The 18,600-nt window shown below is 61.1% G+C and carries 19 protein-coding genes and 1 pseudogene; 15 read left to right on the top strand and 5 right to left on the bottom strand.

The annotated features are described in order from the left end of the window. Positions 1–229 precede the first annotated feature (229 nt). Together FJ964_RS29870 and FJ964_RS31150 are read right to left on the bottom strand one after the other, a co-directional pair. Positions 230–1,276 (bottom strand): NAD(P)-dependent alcohol dehydrogenase, encoded by a 1,047-nt coding sequence (locus FJ964_RS29870; protein ID WP_140554237.1) that lies wholly within the window; start codon positions 1,274–1,276, stop codon positions 230–232. 700 nt (positions 1,277–1,976) lie between these two features. After that, on the bottom strand, positions 1,977–2,153 hold the full coding sequence (locus FJ964_RS31150; RefSeq protein ID WP_181172663.1) for a hypothetical protein: 177 nt from the start codon (positions 2,151–2,153) through the stop codon (positions 1,977–1,979). A gap of 787 nt (positions 2,154–2,940) precedes the next feature. On the opposite strand from FJ964_RS31150, the gene FJ964_RS29865 reads away from it, so the two are divergent. The 4 genes from FJ964_RS29865 to FJ964_RS29850 all read left to right on the top strand — a co-directional run bounded on the left by FJ964_RS29865 (position 2,941) and on the right by FJ964_RS29850 (position 7,748). After that, positions 2,941–3,168, top strand: a complete 228-nt coding sequence (locus FJ964_RS29865) for a hypothetical protein (protein ID WP_224661299.1) — start codon at positions 2,941–2,943, stop codon at positions 3,166–3,168. Positions 3,169–3,617: 449 nt separating this feature from the next. After that, positions 3,618–4,010: a hypothetical protein gene (locus FJ964_RS29860; RefSeq protein ID WP_140554235.1), complete on the top strand. Its 393-nt coding sequence runs from the start codon at positions 3,618–3,620 to the stop codon at positions 4,008–4,010. Between the two features lie 560 nt (positions 4,011–4,570). Beyond that, positions 4,571–7,276 (top strand): PAS domain S-box protein, encoded by a 2,706-nt coding sequence (locus FJ964_RS29855; protein WP_140554234.1) that lies wholly within the window; start codon positions 4,571–4,573, stop codon positions 7,274–7,276. 64 nt (positions 7,277–7,340) lie between these two features. Further along, the gene (locus tag FJ964_RS29850) at positions 7,341–7,748 is read left to right on the top strand and encodes a response regulator (RefSeq protein WP_140554232.1); all 408 of its coding nucleotides are present in this window, start codon (positions 7,341–7,343) and stop codon (positions 7,746–7,748) included. Positions 7,749–7,825: 77 nt separating this feature from the next. Here the strand turns inward: FJ964_RS29850 and FJ964_RS29845 are convergent, their stop codons facing one another. The 3 genes from FJ964_RS29845 to FJ964_RS29835 are packed head-to-tail and all read right to left on the bottom strand — an operon-like array spanning position 7,826 to position 9,671. Beyond that, positions 7,826–8,530, bottom strand: coding sequence for a thermonuclease family protein (locus FJ964_RS29845; protein WP_140554231.1), 705 nt, complete (start codon positions 8,528–8,530; stop codon positions 7,826–7,828). Then, entirely contained in the window at positions 8,527–9,060 is a 534-nt protein-coding gene (locus tag FJ964_RS29840; protein ID WP_140554229.1) for a thermonuclease family protein, read from the bottom strand. The genes FJ964_RS29845 and FJ964_RS29840 overlap by 4 nt, the downstream gene beginning before the upstream one ends. Then, positions 9,057–9,671 carry a hypothetical protein gene (locus FJ964_RS29835; RefSeq protein WP_140554227.1) on the bottom strand — a complete coding sequence of 205 codons (615 nt, stop codon included), beginning with the start codon at positions 9,669–9,671 and terminating at the stop codon, positions 9,057–9,059. The genes FJ964_RS29840 and FJ964_RS29835 overlap by 4 nt, the downstream gene beginning before the upstream one ends. 366 nt (positions 9,672–10,037) lie before the next feature. On the opposite strand from FJ964_RS29835, the gene FJ964_RS29830 reads away from it, so the two are divergent. The 11 genes and pseudogenes from FJ964_RS29830 to FJ964_RS29780 all read left to right on the top strand — a co-directional run. Further along, a complete protein-coding gene (locus tag FJ964_RS29830; protein WP_224661295.1) occupies positions 10,038–10,721 on the top strand; it encodes a lytic transglycosylase domain-containing protein in 684 nt (227 codons plus the stop codon). An 11-nt stretch (positions 10,722–10,732) separates the two neighbouring features. Next, positions 10,733–11,071 (top strand): TrbC/VirB2 family protein, encoded by a 339-nt coding sequence (locus FJ964_RS29825; protein WP_140554226.1) that lies wholly within the window; start codon positions 10,733–10,735, stop codon positions 11,069–11,071. Positions 11,072–11,074: 3 nt separating this feature from the next. Next, entirely contained in the window at positions 11,075–11,374 is a 300-nt protein-coding gene (locus FJ964_RS29820; RefSeq protein ID WP_140554224.1) for a VirB3 family type IV secretion system protein, read from the top strand. A 2-nt stretch (positions 11,375–11,376) separates the two neighbouring features. Then, complete coding sequence (locus FJ964_RS29815; RefSeq protein ID WP_140554268.1) at positions 11,377–13,791, top strand: VirB4 family type IV secretion/conjugal transfer ATPase; 2,415 nt, start codon at positions 11,377–11,379, stop codon at positions 13,789–13,791. Beyond that, positions 13,788–14,852 (top strand): lytic transglycosylase domain-containing protein, encoded by a 1,065-nt coding sequence (locus FJ964_RS29810; RefSeq protein WP_140554223.1) that lies wholly within the window; start codon positions 13,788–13,790, stop codon positions 14,850–14,852. Before FJ964_RS29815 ends, FJ964_RS29810 begins: the two co-directional genes overlap by 4 nt. Before the next feature lie 11 nt (positions 14,853–14,863). Beyond that, on the top strand, positions 14,864–15,559 hold the full coding sequence (locus tag FJ964_RS29805) for a type IV secretion system protein (RefSeq protein WP_140554221.1): 696 nt from the start codon (positions 14,864–14,866) through the stop codon (positions 15,557–15,559). Continuing rightward, on the top strand, positions 15,556–15,777 hold the full coding sequence (locus FJ964_RS29800; RefSeq protein ID WP_140554220.1) for a hypothetical protein: 222 nt from the start codon (positions 15,556–15,558) through the stop codon (positions 15,775–15,777). Before FJ964_RS29805 ends, FJ964_RS29800 begins: the two co-directional genes overlap by 4 nt. A gap of 9 nt (positions 15,778–15,786) precedes the next feature. Continuing rightward, positions 15,787–16,788: a type IV secretion system protein gene (locus FJ964_RS29795; protein WP_140554218.1), complete on the top strand. Its 1,002-nt coding sequence runs from the start codon at positions 15,787–15,789 to the stop codon at positions 16,786–16,788. 46 nt (positions 16,789–16,834) lie between these two features. Then, on the top strand, positions 16,835–17,527 hold the full coding sequence (locus FJ964_RS29790; RefSeq protein WP_140554217.1) for a type IV secretion system protein: 693 nt from the start codon (positions 16,835–16,837) through the stop codon (positions 17,525–17,527). Next, positions 17,527–18,339 (top strand): P-type conjugative transfer protein VirB9, encoded by an 813-nt coding sequence (virB9, locus tag FJ964_RS29785; protein ID WP_140554215.1) that lies wholly within the window; start codon positions 17,527–17,529, stop codon positions 18,337–18,339. The genes FJ964_RS29790 and virB9 overlap by 1 nt, the downstream gene beginning before the upstream one ends. After that, positions 18,336–18,600 (top strand): annotated as a pseudogene (locus tag FJ964_RS29780) (conjugal transfer protein TrbI); the annotation flags it as partial. The gene virB9 and the pseudogene FJ964_RS29780, both read left to right, overlap by 4 nt.

Genomic DNA, 18,600 nt, shown 5'->3' with positions numbered 1-18,600 from the left:
TTGGCCTTCTCCTATCGGCCAGGTCGTGCAACGTTGAACTTTTGTAAGTTTGTTGTGCCTTTTGTTAAGGCAGCGTGTGGGACAGGCGCCGACTTGTCAAGTCCGATCGGTGTCCACGGGGCGCTGCCGTCGCGCGGCGTCCGTCACGTCCGGAGGTGGATTGTCTTCTGGAACACGACGCACCAGCTAACCGGCTGCATCAGGCAAGCCTGTTTGCCCGGGCCTTGTCTTAATCCGGCAGTCTAATCTGCAGCTTCACGTCCGCCGGCCGGCCTTCGACCGCTCGGTCGAACGCCGCGATGGAGTCTTCGAAGGGGAAGGTCGCCGAAATCAGTGGCTTGAGGTCGACCCGTCCCGATCCCATCAGCGCGATCGCCCGGTCATATTGGTGGGCATAGCGAAAGACCATCTCGATCCGGATTTCCTTGGTCGAGGCCGTGGCGATGTCGAATGCCACCGGCGCCACCGGCAGGCCGACCACCACCACGGCGCCGCCGGGTCGCGGCAGATCGAGCAACGTCTCCCATGCTTTGGACGAGCCGGAGCATTCGAAGATGACATCGGCGCCCCAGCCGTCGGTCAGGCGCTTCACCTCCGCCGCCAGGTTCTTGTCGCGGATGTTGACCGGGACCACACCCTGGAAGCTTGCGGCGATGTCGAGCTTGGGTTGAGCGAGGTCTGCGACGATTGCCCGTGCACAGCCGCCGGCAAGAGCGGCGATCGCCACCATCGTGCCGATCGGCCCTGCGCCAATCACCACCGCCGTGTCACCCGGCACGATCTTCGCCTTGGCCGCAGCCTGCATGCCGACCGCGAAAGGCTCGACCATGGCGCCTTCGGCGAAGCTGACATTGTCGGGCAATTTGAAGGTGTAGTTGGCGGGGTGAACGACGTGGGCTGTCAATACGCCATGGATGGGCGGCGTCGCCCAGAACCTGACCGCCGGGTCGATGTTGTAGAGGCCGAGCCGGCTCGCTCGCGAATTGGGGTCGGGGATGCCCGGTTCCATGCACACGCGGTCACCGACCTTCAGATGCTCGACGCCTTCGCCTGTTTCCACAATGGTGCCAGCGGCCTCGTGGCCCAAGACCATCGGCGCTTCGACCACGAATGGGCCGATGCGCCCATGGGTGTAGTAGTGCACATCGGAGCCACAGACACCCACCGTGTGGATCTTGATACGAACCTCGCCCGGGCCGACTGTCTGCGGCAGATCGACATCACGCAATTTGAGTTGGTGCTGACGTTCAAGGACAAGGGCGCGAACTTTCGTCATCGCCGTAACCTCCTGTAGAGCAAATTGCCGCTCTCGCTACACGACCGCCTGCCATCCTCGTCGAACAGCGAACCATGGGTGGTTGGACATGGACCGCCGTTGACAATCTATCGGATTCTGCTGGTCCGCGTCGATATGAACGAGCATCGAATGCGTCCAACTGTTCAGCGGGCACCCTGGCGGTCCTCTTCATGGGGCGGGAACATATGCGCGCAGTCAGGGTTCTTACCCTGGGCCGTGTCACCCGATGCGGCCTCGCCTCCTATCAGTTGCCCCGCGGGCTTCGGCTGGCGGGGCTTTTTGCATCGGCGAATATCCCCGAGCATTAAGGTTTTGACGCCGACTGCTTGGCGTGGCGGTTTCTCCCGACCACCGTCCGCTGGCTCCGGCTGCCCGGCCTTTTGGACCCAGTGTCGCTGTCGCTGACAACAGCGACCTACGCAGGCCAGCCGGAAGCGTTTCGACGAGATCCGGTTGCCGCAGGTCATAACGGCGCTGCGAGCCTACTTGCTCAACAGCAGCCGCCGACCGAGCCGACTGCGCCAGCCGAAACCTTGGCGATCCATTCTGCCGGAGGATCAACTGAGGCCTGTTCCAACGATCATGAAGTTAATGGCGAGCGCGAAGATCGGTCCGAGCATCAAGAGTGCTGAGCCGACGAAATGCTATATGCCGGCTGGGAAGTGTCTCAGTTTGAAATTTATGAGCCGCCTTTTCCAACCTTCTTCAAGGCACGGGCATGGAAAAGAAGCGAAGAAGAGTTAAGCCCCAGCAGTTGCACCAACTCTAGCGCCTGCTCCGCTGATATCCCGGTTTCAACCGCCAAGCCTTTTGCGACCTGCGCTTGCTTGCTTGGATTGGGATTGGTGTCCGACAACGTGCTCGCTCCCGTATAGGCGGGAGCGCAATGCGGTCTCTCAGCCGGGTGCGCCTTTTGCCAGTTTGCACCCGATGTCATCCAAGCTAGAGCAAAGAATCCGATTGGGCAACGCCCTTAGCGGCAATCTCAGTTACGCAGGATCTCGGGCACGCTGGCGGCCCAAGGTGCAGAATGCGTTCATACTGACCAGTCCGGCGCCAGACGCCGCGAGCGCGCCCCTTCTCCCTGTCTCGTTTCGGATCGAACATGATGCCGCCGAATTGGTCAAGGAACGTGCTGGCGGCGGCCAGGTCAGCGAAGCAATGCAGCCGCCATTCTTCGTACTTGCCGTCGGGCCATGTCGCCTGCACTTTGCGAGTTAGGTACCGGATGCCCTGCGCCTTACAGAACTCCGTGATCCGCGTGAGATTTCGGTCAACGCACAGCTCGTCAGGCAATGCGACCTGGTGTGGCCAATCGCGATCGATGACAGACAGGGCAGGGGTGGCCCTGCTGCGCTTTGGCATCAGTGCGATGTCGGCTTTTCGGTTGCCGCCTCAAGAGCATTGATGGCGAGCCTTGCATGTCACTGCCACCGGGTTGCCTTCGCAGGAGAGGTCTGCAATAAATTGCCTCTGCGCCAGCTTCCTGGTTTTGCTTGCGAAGCTGTAGAAGGCCAGGAACGACACGACGAATATCCTGGGCGCGACGTCTCAGGATCGTGGCTCACTCCCCCGTGGGTTCCAACGTTCGGCCTCGCAGCGCATCGCTGTCCCGCGCCGGACCCATCCGCGGGAGTCTTGGCGTGCCGAAAATTCACTCCACCCAGTCTGGTATCGGCTATGGTAAATTGACGCTGTGGGAATTAGCGGATCCGGCGGCGACGGTACAGGCAGCGATTGAGCTTTATGGTTCGGATGCCGCAACCGCTGCGGCATGGTGTGCATTGACCGCGAATTTCGACGGGCGCGAAGACGACTACCGCTTCTGGTGCGCGGTTTTCTCGAAACTGGGCAAAAAACTGCAGGCTTAAGGCACTCAGCCTTACGCCGCTCTGAGGATGAACATTTGCCACTGCAACCGATTCGAACCATTGGAACAAATCGTTCCGGGACTTGCGTTGGGCACGGCAAAGCCATCGGCAAAAGAGCTCGAGCTCTTCAATGTACGAACAATATATTTTAGCCCCGTAACATCATTTCATTTAACTTTAGTACGGCTCCCGGAGGCGATTGGGTTATTCTTCCTTGCACACCCGTTTCGAGGAGAAGCTGTTTCTCAGATGGACCCAAAAACGATCTCCGCGGCACGCGAAGATACCCCTCCCGGGAGCGTCGTTTATCGGGATCTTGACCTTGTGGAGCCCACTTGTTTCGATCCTGGAAGAGTGACTGGACAAAGGCTCACTGGAACCGTCGGGTGGCAACTGGCCAAAGACGTTGATGGGGCGCTGCGCGCCGGTCCAAACGCTCGAACATATTAATGACGGCGCGCCGGGACGATAGCGGCTGCCACCGCGCCAGACCCGCAAATTCGCCCACCGCCATGGCGCGCAGCATCGATCGGCATCGGCGCCTCCTTGCCGCGGTCGACAAATTCTCCTGTAACCGGAGCGCCAATCGCTGGGCCGCGCGATGGGTTGCTTTCAGGTTGGGCCTGGCTTTAAGCCGTCTTCTCGAGCGAGCGGCGCGGCGGCGATTGATCGAGCTTGAGGCCATTGACGGCTGTGATGCCAACCAGAAGGTTCTCTACCTAGTCGCCGCAACCCTGGCGCGGAAGACGGAGTTGCTGCCTGCGGACGTCGCGGAGGTCGAGGCCAGTGTCGAGGCGTTCCGGCCCGATATTGCTGCTTTTCTGCGGAAACATCACACCTGAGTTCCGAATTAATTCATGGGATGGAACCGGTGGCATCGGTCGCCGTCCAAAGGCCTGGGCCCAGCTATCCGCCAGCAGTCATGACACTGTTCAGTCGCTATGGGTGAACACATCAGTGGCCGGCGTCAGACCCAGAATACTGATCGCCCGCGCACCGCCATCGATCTTGATAGTACCATTCCAGAGTGCTGACGTTACGTGCGCGAGGCCTTACCGCACTGGCCTATCTGTGGGCTCGCAAAGGCGGGCTCGATCAGGCCGCCCGGGGGCTGGATGGTTGAAGGTCAAAGTGCTTGTTGTGGGAGCGCCCGCGTTGCGGCGCAAAGATGCAGCGCTTCAGTCTCGCTTACCGCCCTGGAGCTGATAGCCGCCCAGGTGGGCCTCCACCAAGAACCTGCCGCGCACATCGTTTCACAGGTCGTTCCCGGGCTGCTTAAGGCGCGTTCGGTTCGTCGGACCCGGGGGCCCTTCTCCCAGCCGGCGAACAAGTTCGGCACTTGAATGGAACCTTTTTTCCGTTCGGGAATTTGCGTGGGTCAAAGGGGATTCGGGACCGCAGCATGGAACAAGGAGTTTCGCCGGCTGGAACCTGCGCAGCGGGCTCCCAGACCCATGAGACGAGGTGCGAAGCGGAAATTCCGGACCTCGTGCTCAGCAGCGAACTGGACGATTTCTTCGAGAATGCGGCGGTCGGGCTCCATCTTGTAGCAAGTGATGGAACCATTTTACGTGCCAATCGCGCGGAACTGGACATGCTGGGTTATTCGGCCGACGAATATATTGGCCGAAACATCCGCGAATTTCACGCCGACAGCACGGCAATCGAGGATATTCTAAGCCGCCTGTCTCGGCATGAGCGACTTCAACATTACCGCGCCAGGCTACGAGCCAAGGACGGCTCCATCCGTTGGGCCGAGATAACGTCCAATGTGCGCGCCATTGGCGGGCGGTTCCTCAATACGCGTTGCATCACCATCGACGTGACGGAAAAGGTCAAAACGGAAGAGTTGCTGCTCGAACAGGAGCAGAGACTTGCGCTTACCTATGACAGCGCCGGTACAGGCATTGTGGAAACGGATGCCGAAGGCCGGCTCCTGCGGGTGAACGCGCATTTGTGCAATCTTTTAGGCTATACATCGGAGGAACTGGTCGGACGATCGATTTTCGATCAGACTTTTCCCGCCGACGTCGAAGCGGACCGCGAGCAATATCGGCGGCAGGTTGCAGGTGAGATCAAGAGCTACACGATGGAAAAGCGGTTCGTTCGAAAGGACGGGTCGGCTTTTTGGACTGACATGACCTCCTCCAGCGTCTACGACAGCAGCGGCCAGTTTTGCTATGCGGTGCGGGTGCAGCATGACATCAGCGAGCGCAAGCAGATCGAGGCTATGCTCGCTCAAAGGGCGGAAGAGCAGGCGGCGTTGCACCACTTCACCGAAAGGCTCCAGCATGCGCGCGCGCAGAAAGATGTCTACGAGCCGGCGCTCGACGCAATCCAGCGCGCGCTGGGCTGCCAGCGCGCTTCGATCCTGCTGCTGGACAAAGAAGGTGTCATGAAGTTCGTTGCCTGGCGCAACCTGTCGCAGGCTTATCGCGCCGCAGTAGAAGGCCATTCGCCCTGGTCGGCAGACAGCCTGGATCCGCGGCCGATCTGTTTGGAGGATGCGCAGAAAGCCGACCTTCCTGCAGGATTGAAGGAGGCGATCCGAACCGAGGGCATTGGCGGGGTCTGCTTCATTCCGATCATGGAATCCGGGCGGCTGCTGGGCAAGTTCATGGCCTACTTCAACCAGCCGCACAGTTGCTCTGTAGAGCAGATCGAAGTGGCTCGGACCATCGCCCGCCAGCTTGGGTTCGGCATCGAGCATCTGAAGGCCGAGAATGCAGCCCACCACCTCGCGGCCATCGTAGAATCTTCCCAGGACGCGATTGTGAGCAAGGATCTCAACGGCATCATCTCGACCTGGAATCGAGGTGCCGAACGCGTGTTCGGCTATTCGGCCGCAGAGGTGATCGGCAAGTCCATCACCGTCATTATTCCGGCCGATCGGCTGGACGAGGAGCCGTTGATATTGCGTCGCATCCGCAATGGAGAACTCGTCGACCACTTCGAGACGGTCCGTCAGCGCAAGGACGGAACTTTGGTTGACATTTCCTTGACAATATCGCCTGTGCGAGACGGAAAGGGCCGTATCATCGGCGCCTCCAAGATCGCCCGCGACATAACCGAGCAAAAGCAGGCGCAAGCGAAGCTGCGCGAGAGCGAGCGCCACCTTCAGGACCTGCTCGCAGCCATTCCCGCCGCGATCTACACAACCGATCAGCAAGGCAAGATTACTTATTTCAATGAAGCCGCGGTGGAACTCGCCGGCCGCAGGCCGGTGATCGGCAGTGACGAATGGTGCGTAACCTGGAAGCTTTACTGGCCGGATGGAACGCCGCTTCCTCACGACCAGTGCCCGATGGCTGTTTCCTTGCGAGAGGGCCGGCCGGTCCGAGGATATGAAGCGGTTGCCGAGCGACCGGACGGAACGCGGGTCCCGTTCATTCCTTATCCGACACCCATGCGGGATGCGCATGGGAAAGTCATCGGCGGCATAAACATGCTGGTCGACGTGAGCGAACGGAAGCAGGCTGAAACCCAACAGCGGATCCTGCTCGACGAGCTTAACCATCGCGTCAAGAACAACATGATGATGCTGAAGTCCCTGCTTTCAGTGTCGGCAAGAACGAGTCGAAGCCCGGAGGCTCGCCGCACACTCGACGAGGCAAGCAAGCGCGTGGCGACCATGGCTGCCGCGCAGCGGGTTCTCTATGATACGGGCGACGCCACCAACTTCAGCGCGCAGCCTTTCCTGGGCGCCGTTTGCGAAACCGCCAAGCAAATGTTCCCGCCTGATATTAAGCTGGTTTGCGAGGCGGATCCTATCCAATTGCCGAACGACGTTGCGATGCCTCTTGCCCTCATTGTCAACGAGCTTTTGATCAATGCCGTAAAATATGGCCTGAACGGCAACACAAGCAGAACCATCCACGTAGACATCCGAAGGAATGGTCACGGCAATGTGCTGGTGGTCGAGGATGAAGGCCCAGGTTTCGACCTGAGCTCGGTACGCCAGTCATCTTCGGGCTTACGGCTGGTCGAGGGCTTGGCGCGACAGATTGGCGGCACCTTCGAAGCACAGCGGGATCCCTGCCGATGCATGGTGACATTTTCTCATACACCGGAGGGGCTTGGCGATGCGACCAGACGAATCGAGGCCTGAGGTAGACCAAGCCGGGGGGCTTGAACGAGGATTTCGCCCGCAACTGGCTTTCTCAAGAGACGACATGGTCAGTGGCCCCCCCGAAATCCCAAAGGGCCCTTTGATACTCATCGTCGAAGACGATTATCTGATCGCGCTCGACATAGAGGACGGTCTGACCGCGGCGGGCTTCTCGCTGGCGGGAACAGCAAGCAGCGCCGATGAGGCGATCCGCATCGCGCTCGCGACCAAGCCGGTGCTTGCCCTGATGGATATCCGCCTACTTGGCCAACGCGATGGCATCGACGCTGCGTTGGAACTGTATCGTGAACACGGCATACGATGTATTTTCACGACCGCGCATAGCGACCGTGAGGTGAGGCTTCGAGCCGAAGCGGCAAGGCCGCTCGGGTGGATGCAGAAGCCCTACTCGGTAGAAGCTGTTGTTGAAGCCATTTGGAATGGCCTCGAAGAGCTCGGAAAGCAGAGCTGAAGCCTGCAAAATTTCGCAACTGGCACTCGCTTCGAGACAAAGCTCAAAACTGCTCTTTGAGCTTCATCCCAAGAACGCTACCGATCCGAATGAATTGAGCGTCTTCTGGCATCCAGGAAAGGCGGCGTGATCTCATGTTCGCGCTCGGCGAGCAGATTGAGATCGGCGATCGGCTTTCGCATCAGGCTGTCATCGGCGGCCTTGGCCCGCCATTCGTCCATGTCGAGAACGTATGTCGCCCACATCCCGTAGCGCGCGGACATGGCCTGGCGTTGCCACTGCCAGTACTCCGGGCGGGCAGGGGAGCGCGTTTCGACCCGTGCCCAGCCCGTGCGCAGCATCTCGATGGCGAGGTCGCGTTCATGCGCGAAACACCTGCCTCTCAGCGAACCGCCATGATCATCAAACGTGCCAGAACAGACGATCATTCTGCCGCCGACCACCCGCCTGAGCCAGGCTTTAGCCAACGGCCCACACGGGACCGGCTTGAGAAAAGGGCTTTCGCCGTGCCGCTGCGGATCGAAGGCCCATTGCGGCAATTCGCAAGTGTCAATGCCCGCGAGGCGAACCTCCAGGGCCGATCGAGGAAACCACAAGGTACGACCATCGATCACGCTCGCACGCCCGACGATGGTGTCGGCGACTTCGCTAAAGTCCTTCGACGCCGGCCGCTGAACCTGCGCTCCACCGGGCCCGTTGGCAAGGTCGACAGCCGACGACGGAGAAGGAAGGCAAGCACAGATCAGCGCCGCCAGTGCCCGCGCGACATGGCGCGCGCTCATGGCCGTGACGCCTCCACCCTGGCAGCCTGGCCAAGCAAGATGGCTGGATGCTGGACATCTTTGAATTGCCACAAGCCGGCGTGTCTGTCGCGCGCGGCCTGCTCCGCGACAGCGTAGCCGAGATGGTAAGGCAATCCGTCGGCGCGCAAGGCAGCAAAGGCAAAGCCGGTTGTGATCATCAGGTTGCCAAGATCGACCCGGTCGCGCCCGATCGTGACGAAACAGGCAACGTGCAACGTATCGCTCACCCTCGCCACGGGCGCGCATTTGGGCTTTGCATCGGCGATGTAGGCGCCAAACATGGCGAGTGAAGCTTCGCCGCAATCGGCACGGCGGCCGTTGCCGCCGGTGTAGAAAGTCCCGCGAAGACAAGCCTGGACACCATAAAGATGATACTTCGTGCCCGCTTCGATCCAGCTGTCGCCGCTCTCCAGCGTCACGCCTGGACGCAACTCGAAATAGCCGGGCGGCGCCGCCCTCGCCGGACTTGCGACCAGTGTAAAGACCAGGAGGATAGGGGCGGTCCTCATCGCGCTTGCGCCTTGATTCTCGGATCGACCCACATGCCGTAACCGCCGCGGCCGATCTTTTCTGCGTCCGCCAGATCCTTGCGCGCCGGCGTGCCATCGGGCTTTCTGGCGATCCAGTGAGTGCCGATCGAGACCAGTTGCTCCTCGAACATGTCGATCGTGTCAAGACTGCCAGGATAATTGTAGTAGCCGTAGCAGGTCGCGTCCTGGACCGGGGCGTTCGCTTCACTGACGAAGGCCCGGCAGAAGATCACCCTGGGCGACTGCAACAGAGTTTCGAGGCCCTTTCTGGCATAGTCGGCACAGCTGCCTGAGAAGTCCTCGCGGCGGTTGACCAGATCTCCCTCGCAGGGCTCGAGGCCGTAAAGGTGGATGACCGTCTTGGCATCGATTCGGAAGTCGGTTGGCGAGATGGCCCTGAAGCCACTGGTGGATGCGAAGCCTTTGCGTTCGGCAATGCCGCCCTGGCCGTCATGGTATTCCACGACCAGCACTGTTTTGCCCGCTGCCGCAAGGGACCTCACATAGCCCTGGTCGATCCGTTCGGCCGCCATGGCCGGCAACAGTGACGCCAGGCAAAGAACGAAGCTGCTGCATACAGTGCCCTTCATGCCGAACTCCCAAATAGCGCGTCATTCTCATCGCAATTTGCCCATTTCCGGTCCGTCGCGCAACAAAAAACAATATCGATTTGACATTCTTTTTTCCGTCGGCTACCGATTTGTCGAAATCGACCACCCGGCAGCAAGAGACCCAACATGGCTCATCGCTTGTCCAGATCGGCGAACCGTCGCCTGGTTGCCCTGCTGACCTCGGCCATCCTGACCTTATGCTGGACGCAGCCGTCGACCTGCTTAGCCGAAAGCCGTCAGCCCGCCCAACCTCGCACCGATCATGCGCCCGGATCGCCAGTGCAGGACGACGGTGCGATCGATGCGATTTTCGACACACGCTGGTCCAACGCGGCGAGGGAGTATGTGCTCGACCCGGACGGCAGCGTTCGTCAACCCGGGACTCCACACAACAGCGGTTTCGGCGCTGCTGAACCGGGGCCGATGGCGGCCATCTCACACGCGGCCAGGCATAGTCGGTTTGACTTTGTTCTAACCGACGCCGCAACTCCGGATATCAGCGAATGTGCACCGTCACCGCTGAGCTCGGATGAGGTCGCAAGGCTGGTGGCGCAAGCTGCCTCGAGACACGGCGTCGATGTGGATTTCGCGCTCGCTGTCGCCTCGGCCGAAAGCCGCCTCGACCGGGCCAGAAATTCTCCTAAAGGGGCGCGTGGCCCGATGCAGCTGATGCCGGCGACCGCGGCCCGCCTCGGCGTCAGCGACATCTGCGATCCGGCCGACAACATCGATGGCGGCGTGCGGCTGCTGCGCGATCTGTTTGCCACCTACCGCAATCCGCTGATCGTCGCGGCCGCCTACAATGCCGGCGAGGCGCGTGTTCACGAACATGGCGGGGTTCCACCATTCCCGGAGACGGTCCGGTTCGTCGCCGAGGTCATCAACCGGCAGCTAAGGCTGCCAGGTCTCAAGCGGGAGACCGGCGGCGATGCCGCCGATCCTGGCTTGGCCGGCAGGGCTACCACTTTCATCGGAATGAACTCTACGGGCAAGCCGCGGCAATGGGTTGGCGGCGTCCTGCAATTCTAGCGGAGGAAGACATGAAGCAAGGTCTCTCGAGCGCGCCCCCGACCTCAACGACGCGAACCGTCAGCGTCGCCATTGTCGTGGGCCTGTCATTGTGTGGCGTTGCCGATGCGGCGTTTGCCCAGACCTCCGGCGCTTTCGCGCCGCTCGAGACGGCCGTGCAGATGATCGTCGATTTCATAACCGGCCCATTCGGACGATTGCTCGCCATCATCGCTGTCATCGGCCTTGGCTTCCTGGCCTTTGCCGGGCGCCTGTCGTGGTTCACCGCAGGCGCGGTAGTGATTGGCATCGGGCTGGTGTTCGGCGCGCCGGCGATCGTCGATCAGATGATATCGGCTGTCGGGAAATGAGCGATGAGTGACCGTTCCGAGGACAAGCCGCAACTGACACCCCTGGTCATCGGGCTCACCCGGCCGCCCATAATGTGGGGCGTGCCGCTCAACGCCTTCTACATCATCGTCGGCATGACGCTGATCGCATTCCTGGTGACCAGCAGTTTCTGGGCGGCGGCAATCGCGCCCGTCACCTACCTTGCCCTGTTTGCGCTCTGCAGCCGCGACGTCCGCATCCTCGATCTTGCCCAGACCGCAGGCCGCCGGACACCGCGCACACCAAACAGGACGTTCTGGCAAACCAATTCATACGGTCCATGATCATGCTCAACATCGTCGCCGAAGAATTGGGCTTTGGACGTCAACGGCGTCGCGACAGACCAATGGCCATGCACGTGCCCTACATGCGCCACCTCTCCGACACGGTGATCGGTCTCGAAAGTGGAGCCCTGCTCAGCGTGATCAAGCTCGACGGCCTGTTCTTCCAGACCGAGGACCAGGCAGAGCTCAACATGCGCGCCAGCGTCCACAACACCATGATCCGGGCGCTTGGATCGAGCCGGTTTTCGCTCTGGTCGACGGTCATCCGCAGGCAAGTCGTTCCCACAATCGGCGGTTCGTTCTCGGACCCGTTTTGCGAGCTCATCAACGCGCGCTACATGGCCGAGCTCAAGCAGCGGCGCATGTTCACCAACGAGCTTTACCTCAGCGTCGTGCGCGCCCGCATGCGCGGGGCATTGGGGGTAGCCGACACGCTGTCTGGCCTGTTCAACCGACCGTCGGACAAGGAGGGGGAGGCACAGCGGGCTCGCGAGCGTGTCAACGAGCTGGAGGAAGTCGTCTCCAACATGACGCGCGAACTGCTGAAATACGCAGCCCGTCCGCTCGGTATCGCCTACCGCGACGGCCAGCCCTATTCGGAACCCTGCGCCTTCTTCAACGCGCTTCTGACCTGCGGCGCATCCAGGCCGATGCGCCTGCCCCGCATGGCCATCCGCAACTATGTGGGCACGTCACGGCTGCACTTTTCCAGGAGAACCCTGCAGGCGCAGGGGCCAAGCGCGGCTGACAGCCGCTTCGGCGCCATCCTGTCGATAAAGGAATACCCGCCTTTTTCGGGACCGGGAATGCTGGATGGGCTGCTGCAGGTCAATCATGAGTTCATCCTGACCCAATCCTTCACCATTGCCGACAAGCCGATCGCGCAGGAGCGGATCGCAAGATTGCAGCGGCAGATCCAGGCGTCCGACGAAGCGGGCAGCACGGTCGAAACCGACATCGATTTCGCCTTCAACAGCCTGGTGAACCAGGAAGCCGTGTTCGGTTATCACCATTTCAGCCTGATGTGCCTGGCGCGCGATCTGGCCGGTGTCGACAAATCCGTGTCGGAACTTGGTGCCTGCCTGACCGACATGAACATCAACTGGCTGCGCGAGGACCTCAACATGGAGGCCTCGTTTTGGGCGCAGCTGCCAGGCAACCACAGCTACATCGCCCGCGCCTCGATGTTGTCGAGCGCCAATTTCGCCGGCTTTTCGTCCATGCACAATTTCGCCACCGGCAGGGCGACGGGCAATCACTGGGGCTTGCCGATCTCGATCCTGGAGACGACGTCGCAGACGCCTTACTGGTTCAATTTCCACCAGCGCGACATCGGCCACTTCCTGGTCACCGGTCCAACCGGGTCGGGCAAGACCGTGGTGCTCAGTTTCCTGCTGGCACAGGCGCTTCGTATCTCGCCCGAGCCGCGCGCGGTGTTTTTCGACAAGGATCGCGGCGCCGAGATCTTCATTCGCGCGGTAGGCGGCAACTACGAGGTGTTGGAGCCCGGGGTCGCCACCGGATTCAATCCTCTGCAGATGGAGAACACGCCGGCCAACCGCGAATTCCTGCTGCGGCTTTTGAAGGCGATGCTGCAACCTGCCGACGGCCGCGGCTTTTCGCAGGAGGAAGAGTACACGCTTGAAGCAGCGATCGGCCGGATCTGCCAGGAGCCGGCGCAACGACGCACCTTGGCCAATCTGTCCGGCCTGCTGATGGGGCGAGCGCGCTCCGATGCCAATGACCTCCAGTCGCGTCTCAGGCCCTGGTTCGAGGGCGAGAAGGGTTGGTTGTTCAATGCGCCGCGCGACGTGCTGTCGTTCTCGGGCAGCCGCATTTTCGGTTTCGACATGACGCACGTCCTCGACAATGCGGAGGTGCGCACGCCAGCGTTGATGTACCTTTACCATCGGCTCGATGAACTGCTCACCGGCGAGCCCGTCCTGATCTTCATGGATGAGGGCTGGAAGCTGCTGCAAGACCCGACCTTTTCGCGCTACATCGTCGACAAGATGAAGACGATCCGCAAGCTGAACGGCATCGTCGGGTTCGGCACGCAGTCGGCAGCAGACATTGCCAGGGCGCCGCAGGCGCACACCCTCATCGAGCAGTCATCGACAAACCTGCATTTTCCCAATCCGCGCGCCGATGAAGAGAGCTATGTCGGCCGCTTCGGCCTGACCGCAAAGGAGTTCGCCTTCGTCAGGAACACGCCGCCGGAGCGACGAACGTTCTTGATCAAGCATGGCAAGGATTCCGTCATTGCCCGTCTCGATCTCTCGGCCATGCCCGATATCCTCAAGGTCCTTTCAGGCCGCAAGGACACCGTCGAGGCATGCGCGGCCTTGCGCGTGCGCCTGGGCGACGATCCGGCGCTGTGGCTGCCGGAATTCTGTGGCTGGGAACAATCCCGATGATCCGGCGTCTCCCTCTGCTGTTAATGCTTCTTGCCTCGCCCTCGGCCGCTGATGTCGCGACCATCGACCAGCCGGTGCTCGAAAGACGAAAGGATCGCAACGGCAACGTCGCCGCCATCGAAAAGGCCGATCGCGACCGCTACGGCATCAATGAGAGCATCACGTGCTCGATGTATCGGCCAGGTCGAAAGGACGATCCCGTCGCGGCCGCCAATGCCAACCCGTCCATAGCGGGCCTTGTCCGGCGCGTGGCGCGGGAGGAGGGCGTCGACGAGAACCAGTTCCTGGCCCTGGTCTACCAGGAAAGCAGGTTCAACCCGTGTGCAAGATCCGGCGCCGGCGCCATCGGGCTGGCACAGCTGATGCCCGGCACCGCAGCGGACCTGGGCGTCAACGCCTACAGCATCGAGCAGAACCTGCGGGGCGGGGCGCGCTACTTCAAGCAACAGCTCAGGCGCTTCAACGGAAACATCTCCTTGGCGCTGGCGGCTTACAATGCCGGTGCCGGCAATGTTGATAAACACGGCGGCATTCCGCCCTTCCGCGAGACACAGACCTATGTCGCGGCCATTACGCAAAAGTGGCTGCCGGCCTTCGGCGGCTCCGACAAGTCAGGCATTCCATTGAACTATGGCGGCACTGGCGGAGCCTATGAAGGCATGCGCATGGCGACGTTGAACGCCATGGCGGCGACCAGCGCCGCCGGCGATGGATTGGGCGATGTCGCATCATGGTTCCAGCAGTTTGGGGCGCTCGAATCCGGCACGCTCCAAGACAGCTGGGACCACAATTCCGGAGCCCGCAATGCCAATCTCGAGATGTTGAACCGCCTGATCCAATTGGGCGCGAGCCTCGCCGATCTCGTCAACTCCAACAACGCGGTGACGCTGAGCGACGTGTCGGGTGCGAGCCGTTCGGCAGACTACGCAAAACCCGCTAATCGGCGGCCTACGAACGGGGGCTTGTGCGACGTGCGTCCCGGTCTGATCTGGAGCGGCGAAGCTCAGGGCTGCGTGCAAAAGCGCGAACAGGATGACGAGTTGCTGCTCAATGCGCAATAATGGAGGTTGCAATGCGTGCTCTTCTGCTTCTGGTTACGACGGCGATCGCCGTCACTTCGGCCAAGGCCGACATTCCCGTCATCGACAAGACGAACTATGCCGTTGCCAGGGACACCGCGGAGAAGACGGCAAGAATCCTCGACATCAACAGGGATATCCTGACCACCGTCGAAAAGACGTTGCAGGCCGTGACGGGGGACCGTGGCAGCGATGCCGGTTCGCTCAAGGACCTTGCGATCGGTAACGGCTTCAGCGTCTCTTCGGTACCCTCCTTCGACAGACTGCTCCAGAACGGTGTGCCCGATTTCGGCGCCATGGGACCGGAGATCGCGAAGGCCGCGACGGTGTTCATCAATGGCATGCAACTGGTGAAATCGCTTTCGGGCAAACAGGGCAGTTCGCTCGCCAGCGACAGATCCTATGAGGAACTGGTCAAAACGGTGCTGGGCGTGTCGGCCCTAATTGCAGGCTCGCGACAGGCGATCGAGACGCGCCGCGCCGCGCTCGAACGCGCGGGGCAAAGGATTGGCCAGGCGCGGGACATCAAGGGCTCGATCGATCAGAATACGCAGTTGCAAGTCCAGACCGGGCTGACGCTCAACGAGATGATCGGTGTCTTGAACAGTGCCGTCCAGTCGCTGCAGGCCGAGAACCAGCGCAAGCTGACCGACATCTCCAACACCAAGAAGGCGCTGACCTACCAATGAAGACGGTTCCGCAGGGACTGATCGCCATGTGCGGGATCATGCTGCTTGCAGGATGCGGCACGGCCAAGGAGAAAACAGCGCCCTGCAAACGGCCGGCCAGTCTCATGAGCTACGCGACGCCCGCTGCAGGTCTCGAATGCGGGCCCATGCAAGCGCTCAATGGCGACGAAGGCGCGGCCCGGGCATTGATCGGCGATCTTCCTGCTCGATCGCAATAGGGGGAAACCGTGGACAATTTCATTGGCGAACTTCTCCAGCGCATCGATGCCTCCGGCGAGAATTTCTCCGAGCACGCGTTCGATGCGCTAAGCAGAGACATCGAGCCGCTGCTTCGTCTGCTCTTCGTGCTGGTCGTTCTCTTCTACGGGGCTCAACTGGTTCTCGGCACGGCGAAGGTGAGCGCCGCGGAAGTCGTCGGCCGCATCGTCCGTGTCATGCTGATCCTGGTCCTGGCAAGCACCTGGTCCAATTTCCAGGCGCTGGTCTATGGCTGGATCACGAAGGTCCCGGAGGCAGCGGGACGCGCCATTCTGGCCGCGTCCGGCACGGGGGTGACGGAACCGAGCAATGGGCTATCGGAAATCTGGCAGACCGCCAATGTGGCCGCTTCGACATTTTCCGAACAGGCCGGCTATTTCTCGGTGCTGCCTGCATTGATCGGGATGATCATCATGGCCTTCGCAGGGCTGTTCGTCTCCGTCGCCCTGGGAATCCTGGTGCTGGCAAAAGTGATCCTTTGGGTCCTGCTTGGGACGGCACCGGTGTTCATCGCCTGCATGTTCTTCGATGTGACGCGCCACTACGCGATCGGGTGGCTGAACCAGTCGCTGCTTTATGCGCTGATCCCGTTGTTCGTCTACGTGATCGCCGCCTTCCTGATTGCGGCCATGGCGCCGGAACTCACAAAGATCAACCAGTCCTCCGGCACTCGCGAACTGACACTGAGCGACCTTGGAGCCTTTGTGATGTTGTGTCTGGCCGGCAGCTTTGTCCTTTTCCAGATACAATCGCTGGCGCAAGGTATTGTCGGCGGACTTGCGATGCCCATCGGTCAACGCTCACGCGCGCTGACCGCCAGCGGGGTGCTGGCGGGACGCGTGGCGATCGCCAGTTCGGCCCGGCAAATGCAGGCCGCCACTCATCGCGTGCAGGCAAGGCTGCACAGCACTCAAACGCTGCCCCGCGAGGCCATGCAACGCGCCATCACCGCCAACGGGCAGACGCGATAGCGACCGACGCGGCGACAGACATCTCACCAAGGTTGCGACAGAAACCATGGCCCGAACCACCGACGAAAAGTTGCGATCCTACTTCCAGGATGGGGCCATCTGGGAGCACGAGATCGTCAAGCGCGCCAAACGCTCCAGCCGCATCGCCTGGACCATCGCGCTGATGTTTGCCGCCATCACAGCCCTTGCCCTGCTGGCGCTGGTGCTGATGCTCCCGCTGAAGAGCTTCGAGCCGTATCTGGTGGAGGTGGACAAGAACACCGGCTACATCGAAGTGAAGTCGGGACTGACGCGGGTCTCGAATCTCACCGATCAGGAGGCGGTCACCCAGGCCAATGTGGTGCGCTACATCCGCAACCGCGAGGGTTATGATCCCTTTGCCATTGACGAATATTTCGGGATCGCAGCCCTCTTGTCGACGGGCGAAGCGGCCCACGACCTGCAAACGCAGTTCAGCGCCGCCAACCCGCAAAATCCAGCAAAGCTATATGGCCGGTTGCGGCGGGTTATGGTCGACATCAAATCCGTCAGCTTCCCCAATGCCAGCACGGCCATCGTGCGCTTCTCGACGACCCAAAAGAGCGAGACGGAATCCATCGACAGGCATTGGATCTCAGTGGTGAGGTTTCGCTATACCGAGACGCCGCTGAAGAACGAATGGCGCTTTGAAAACCCGCTAGGCTTCCAGGTCTACAGCTACCGTCGAGACCAGGAAACGGTGACATCGGGCGCCGAATGATGGCGAGCAATGTTGTCGCCTTCGCATCCCTGATCCTGGCCGGGCTGACCGCTCCCGCGCTGGGGGCGCAGACGCCGAAGGGCGGCCGCCTGGACGCGCGTGTCACCAGCGTCACCTATCAGGAAAACAACGTCGTCCAGGTGTTTGCCACCTATGGCATATCGACCATGATCGTGTTCGACGAGGACGAGAAATTCGAGACCATATCGCTCGGGGATACCGAAAGCTGGCAGGTGGTGCCGGCCGAGAAGGGCAACATCCTCTTCCTGAAGCCGATCGCCCGGAACGTGACGACGAACATGAACGTCGTCACCAGCAAACGCATCTACTTTCTGGAACTGCATGACAGCGCTCCAGACAAGGGCAGGCAGGTCTTCGCCATCCGTTTCACTTATCCGGACAAGAAGCTGAACGCGGCGCTGAGGCAGGAAGCCGAGCAGCGCGCCGCCTGGCCCAGCATCGCAGCCATCGACAAGGCCAACGTCAATATCGACTACTCGTTTTCAGGCGATGCGCGGCTGAAACCATCGTTGGTCTTCGATGACGGGAAAAAGACCTTCTTCCGTTTTGGCGGGCGTGCTCCTGCGATCTTCGCGGTCAATTCCGATTTCTCCGAGACGCTGAGGAATTTCCGCAAGGAGGGCGAGTATATCGTGGTCGACGGCGTGGCCACCCAATTCACGCTGCGCGACGGCAATCAGTGGATCTGCATCTTCAACCTGGGAAAGCCCGATTTCGGCGCCGCCGATCCGGATGTCCTTGGCCCCGCGCAGGATGGTGAGGCCACGATCCGCAGGAGGAGCGGCAATTGATCCAGCGCAGTCCCGAACTGGAGGCTTTGGCCGGCGCCGACGATCCCGCTGTTGGCGACGCCTCGGTGCGGCGCAAGCAGCTTGCCGGCCGTCTCGTCTTGATGCTCTTTGGCCTGTTCGCGGCCTACTTTGTCCTGGCCGGCCGCAGGCCTGCTCAGCGCAGCGTGGTCGCCGACGACGAGCAATTCTCCACGATGGGCTTTCGGCCTCCTTCGTTCATGCGCGAGCATGACCAGCCGGCCAAGCCGGCAGCGCCCGAAG

The sequence above is a fragment of the Mesorhizobium sp. B2-3-2 genome (genome assembly GCF_006442295.1).
GTDB lineage: Bacteria > Pseudomonadota > Alphaproteobacteria > Rhizobiales > Rhizobiaceae > Mesorhizobium.
This window is presented reverse-complemented; position numbering and strand designations above follow the sequence as displayed.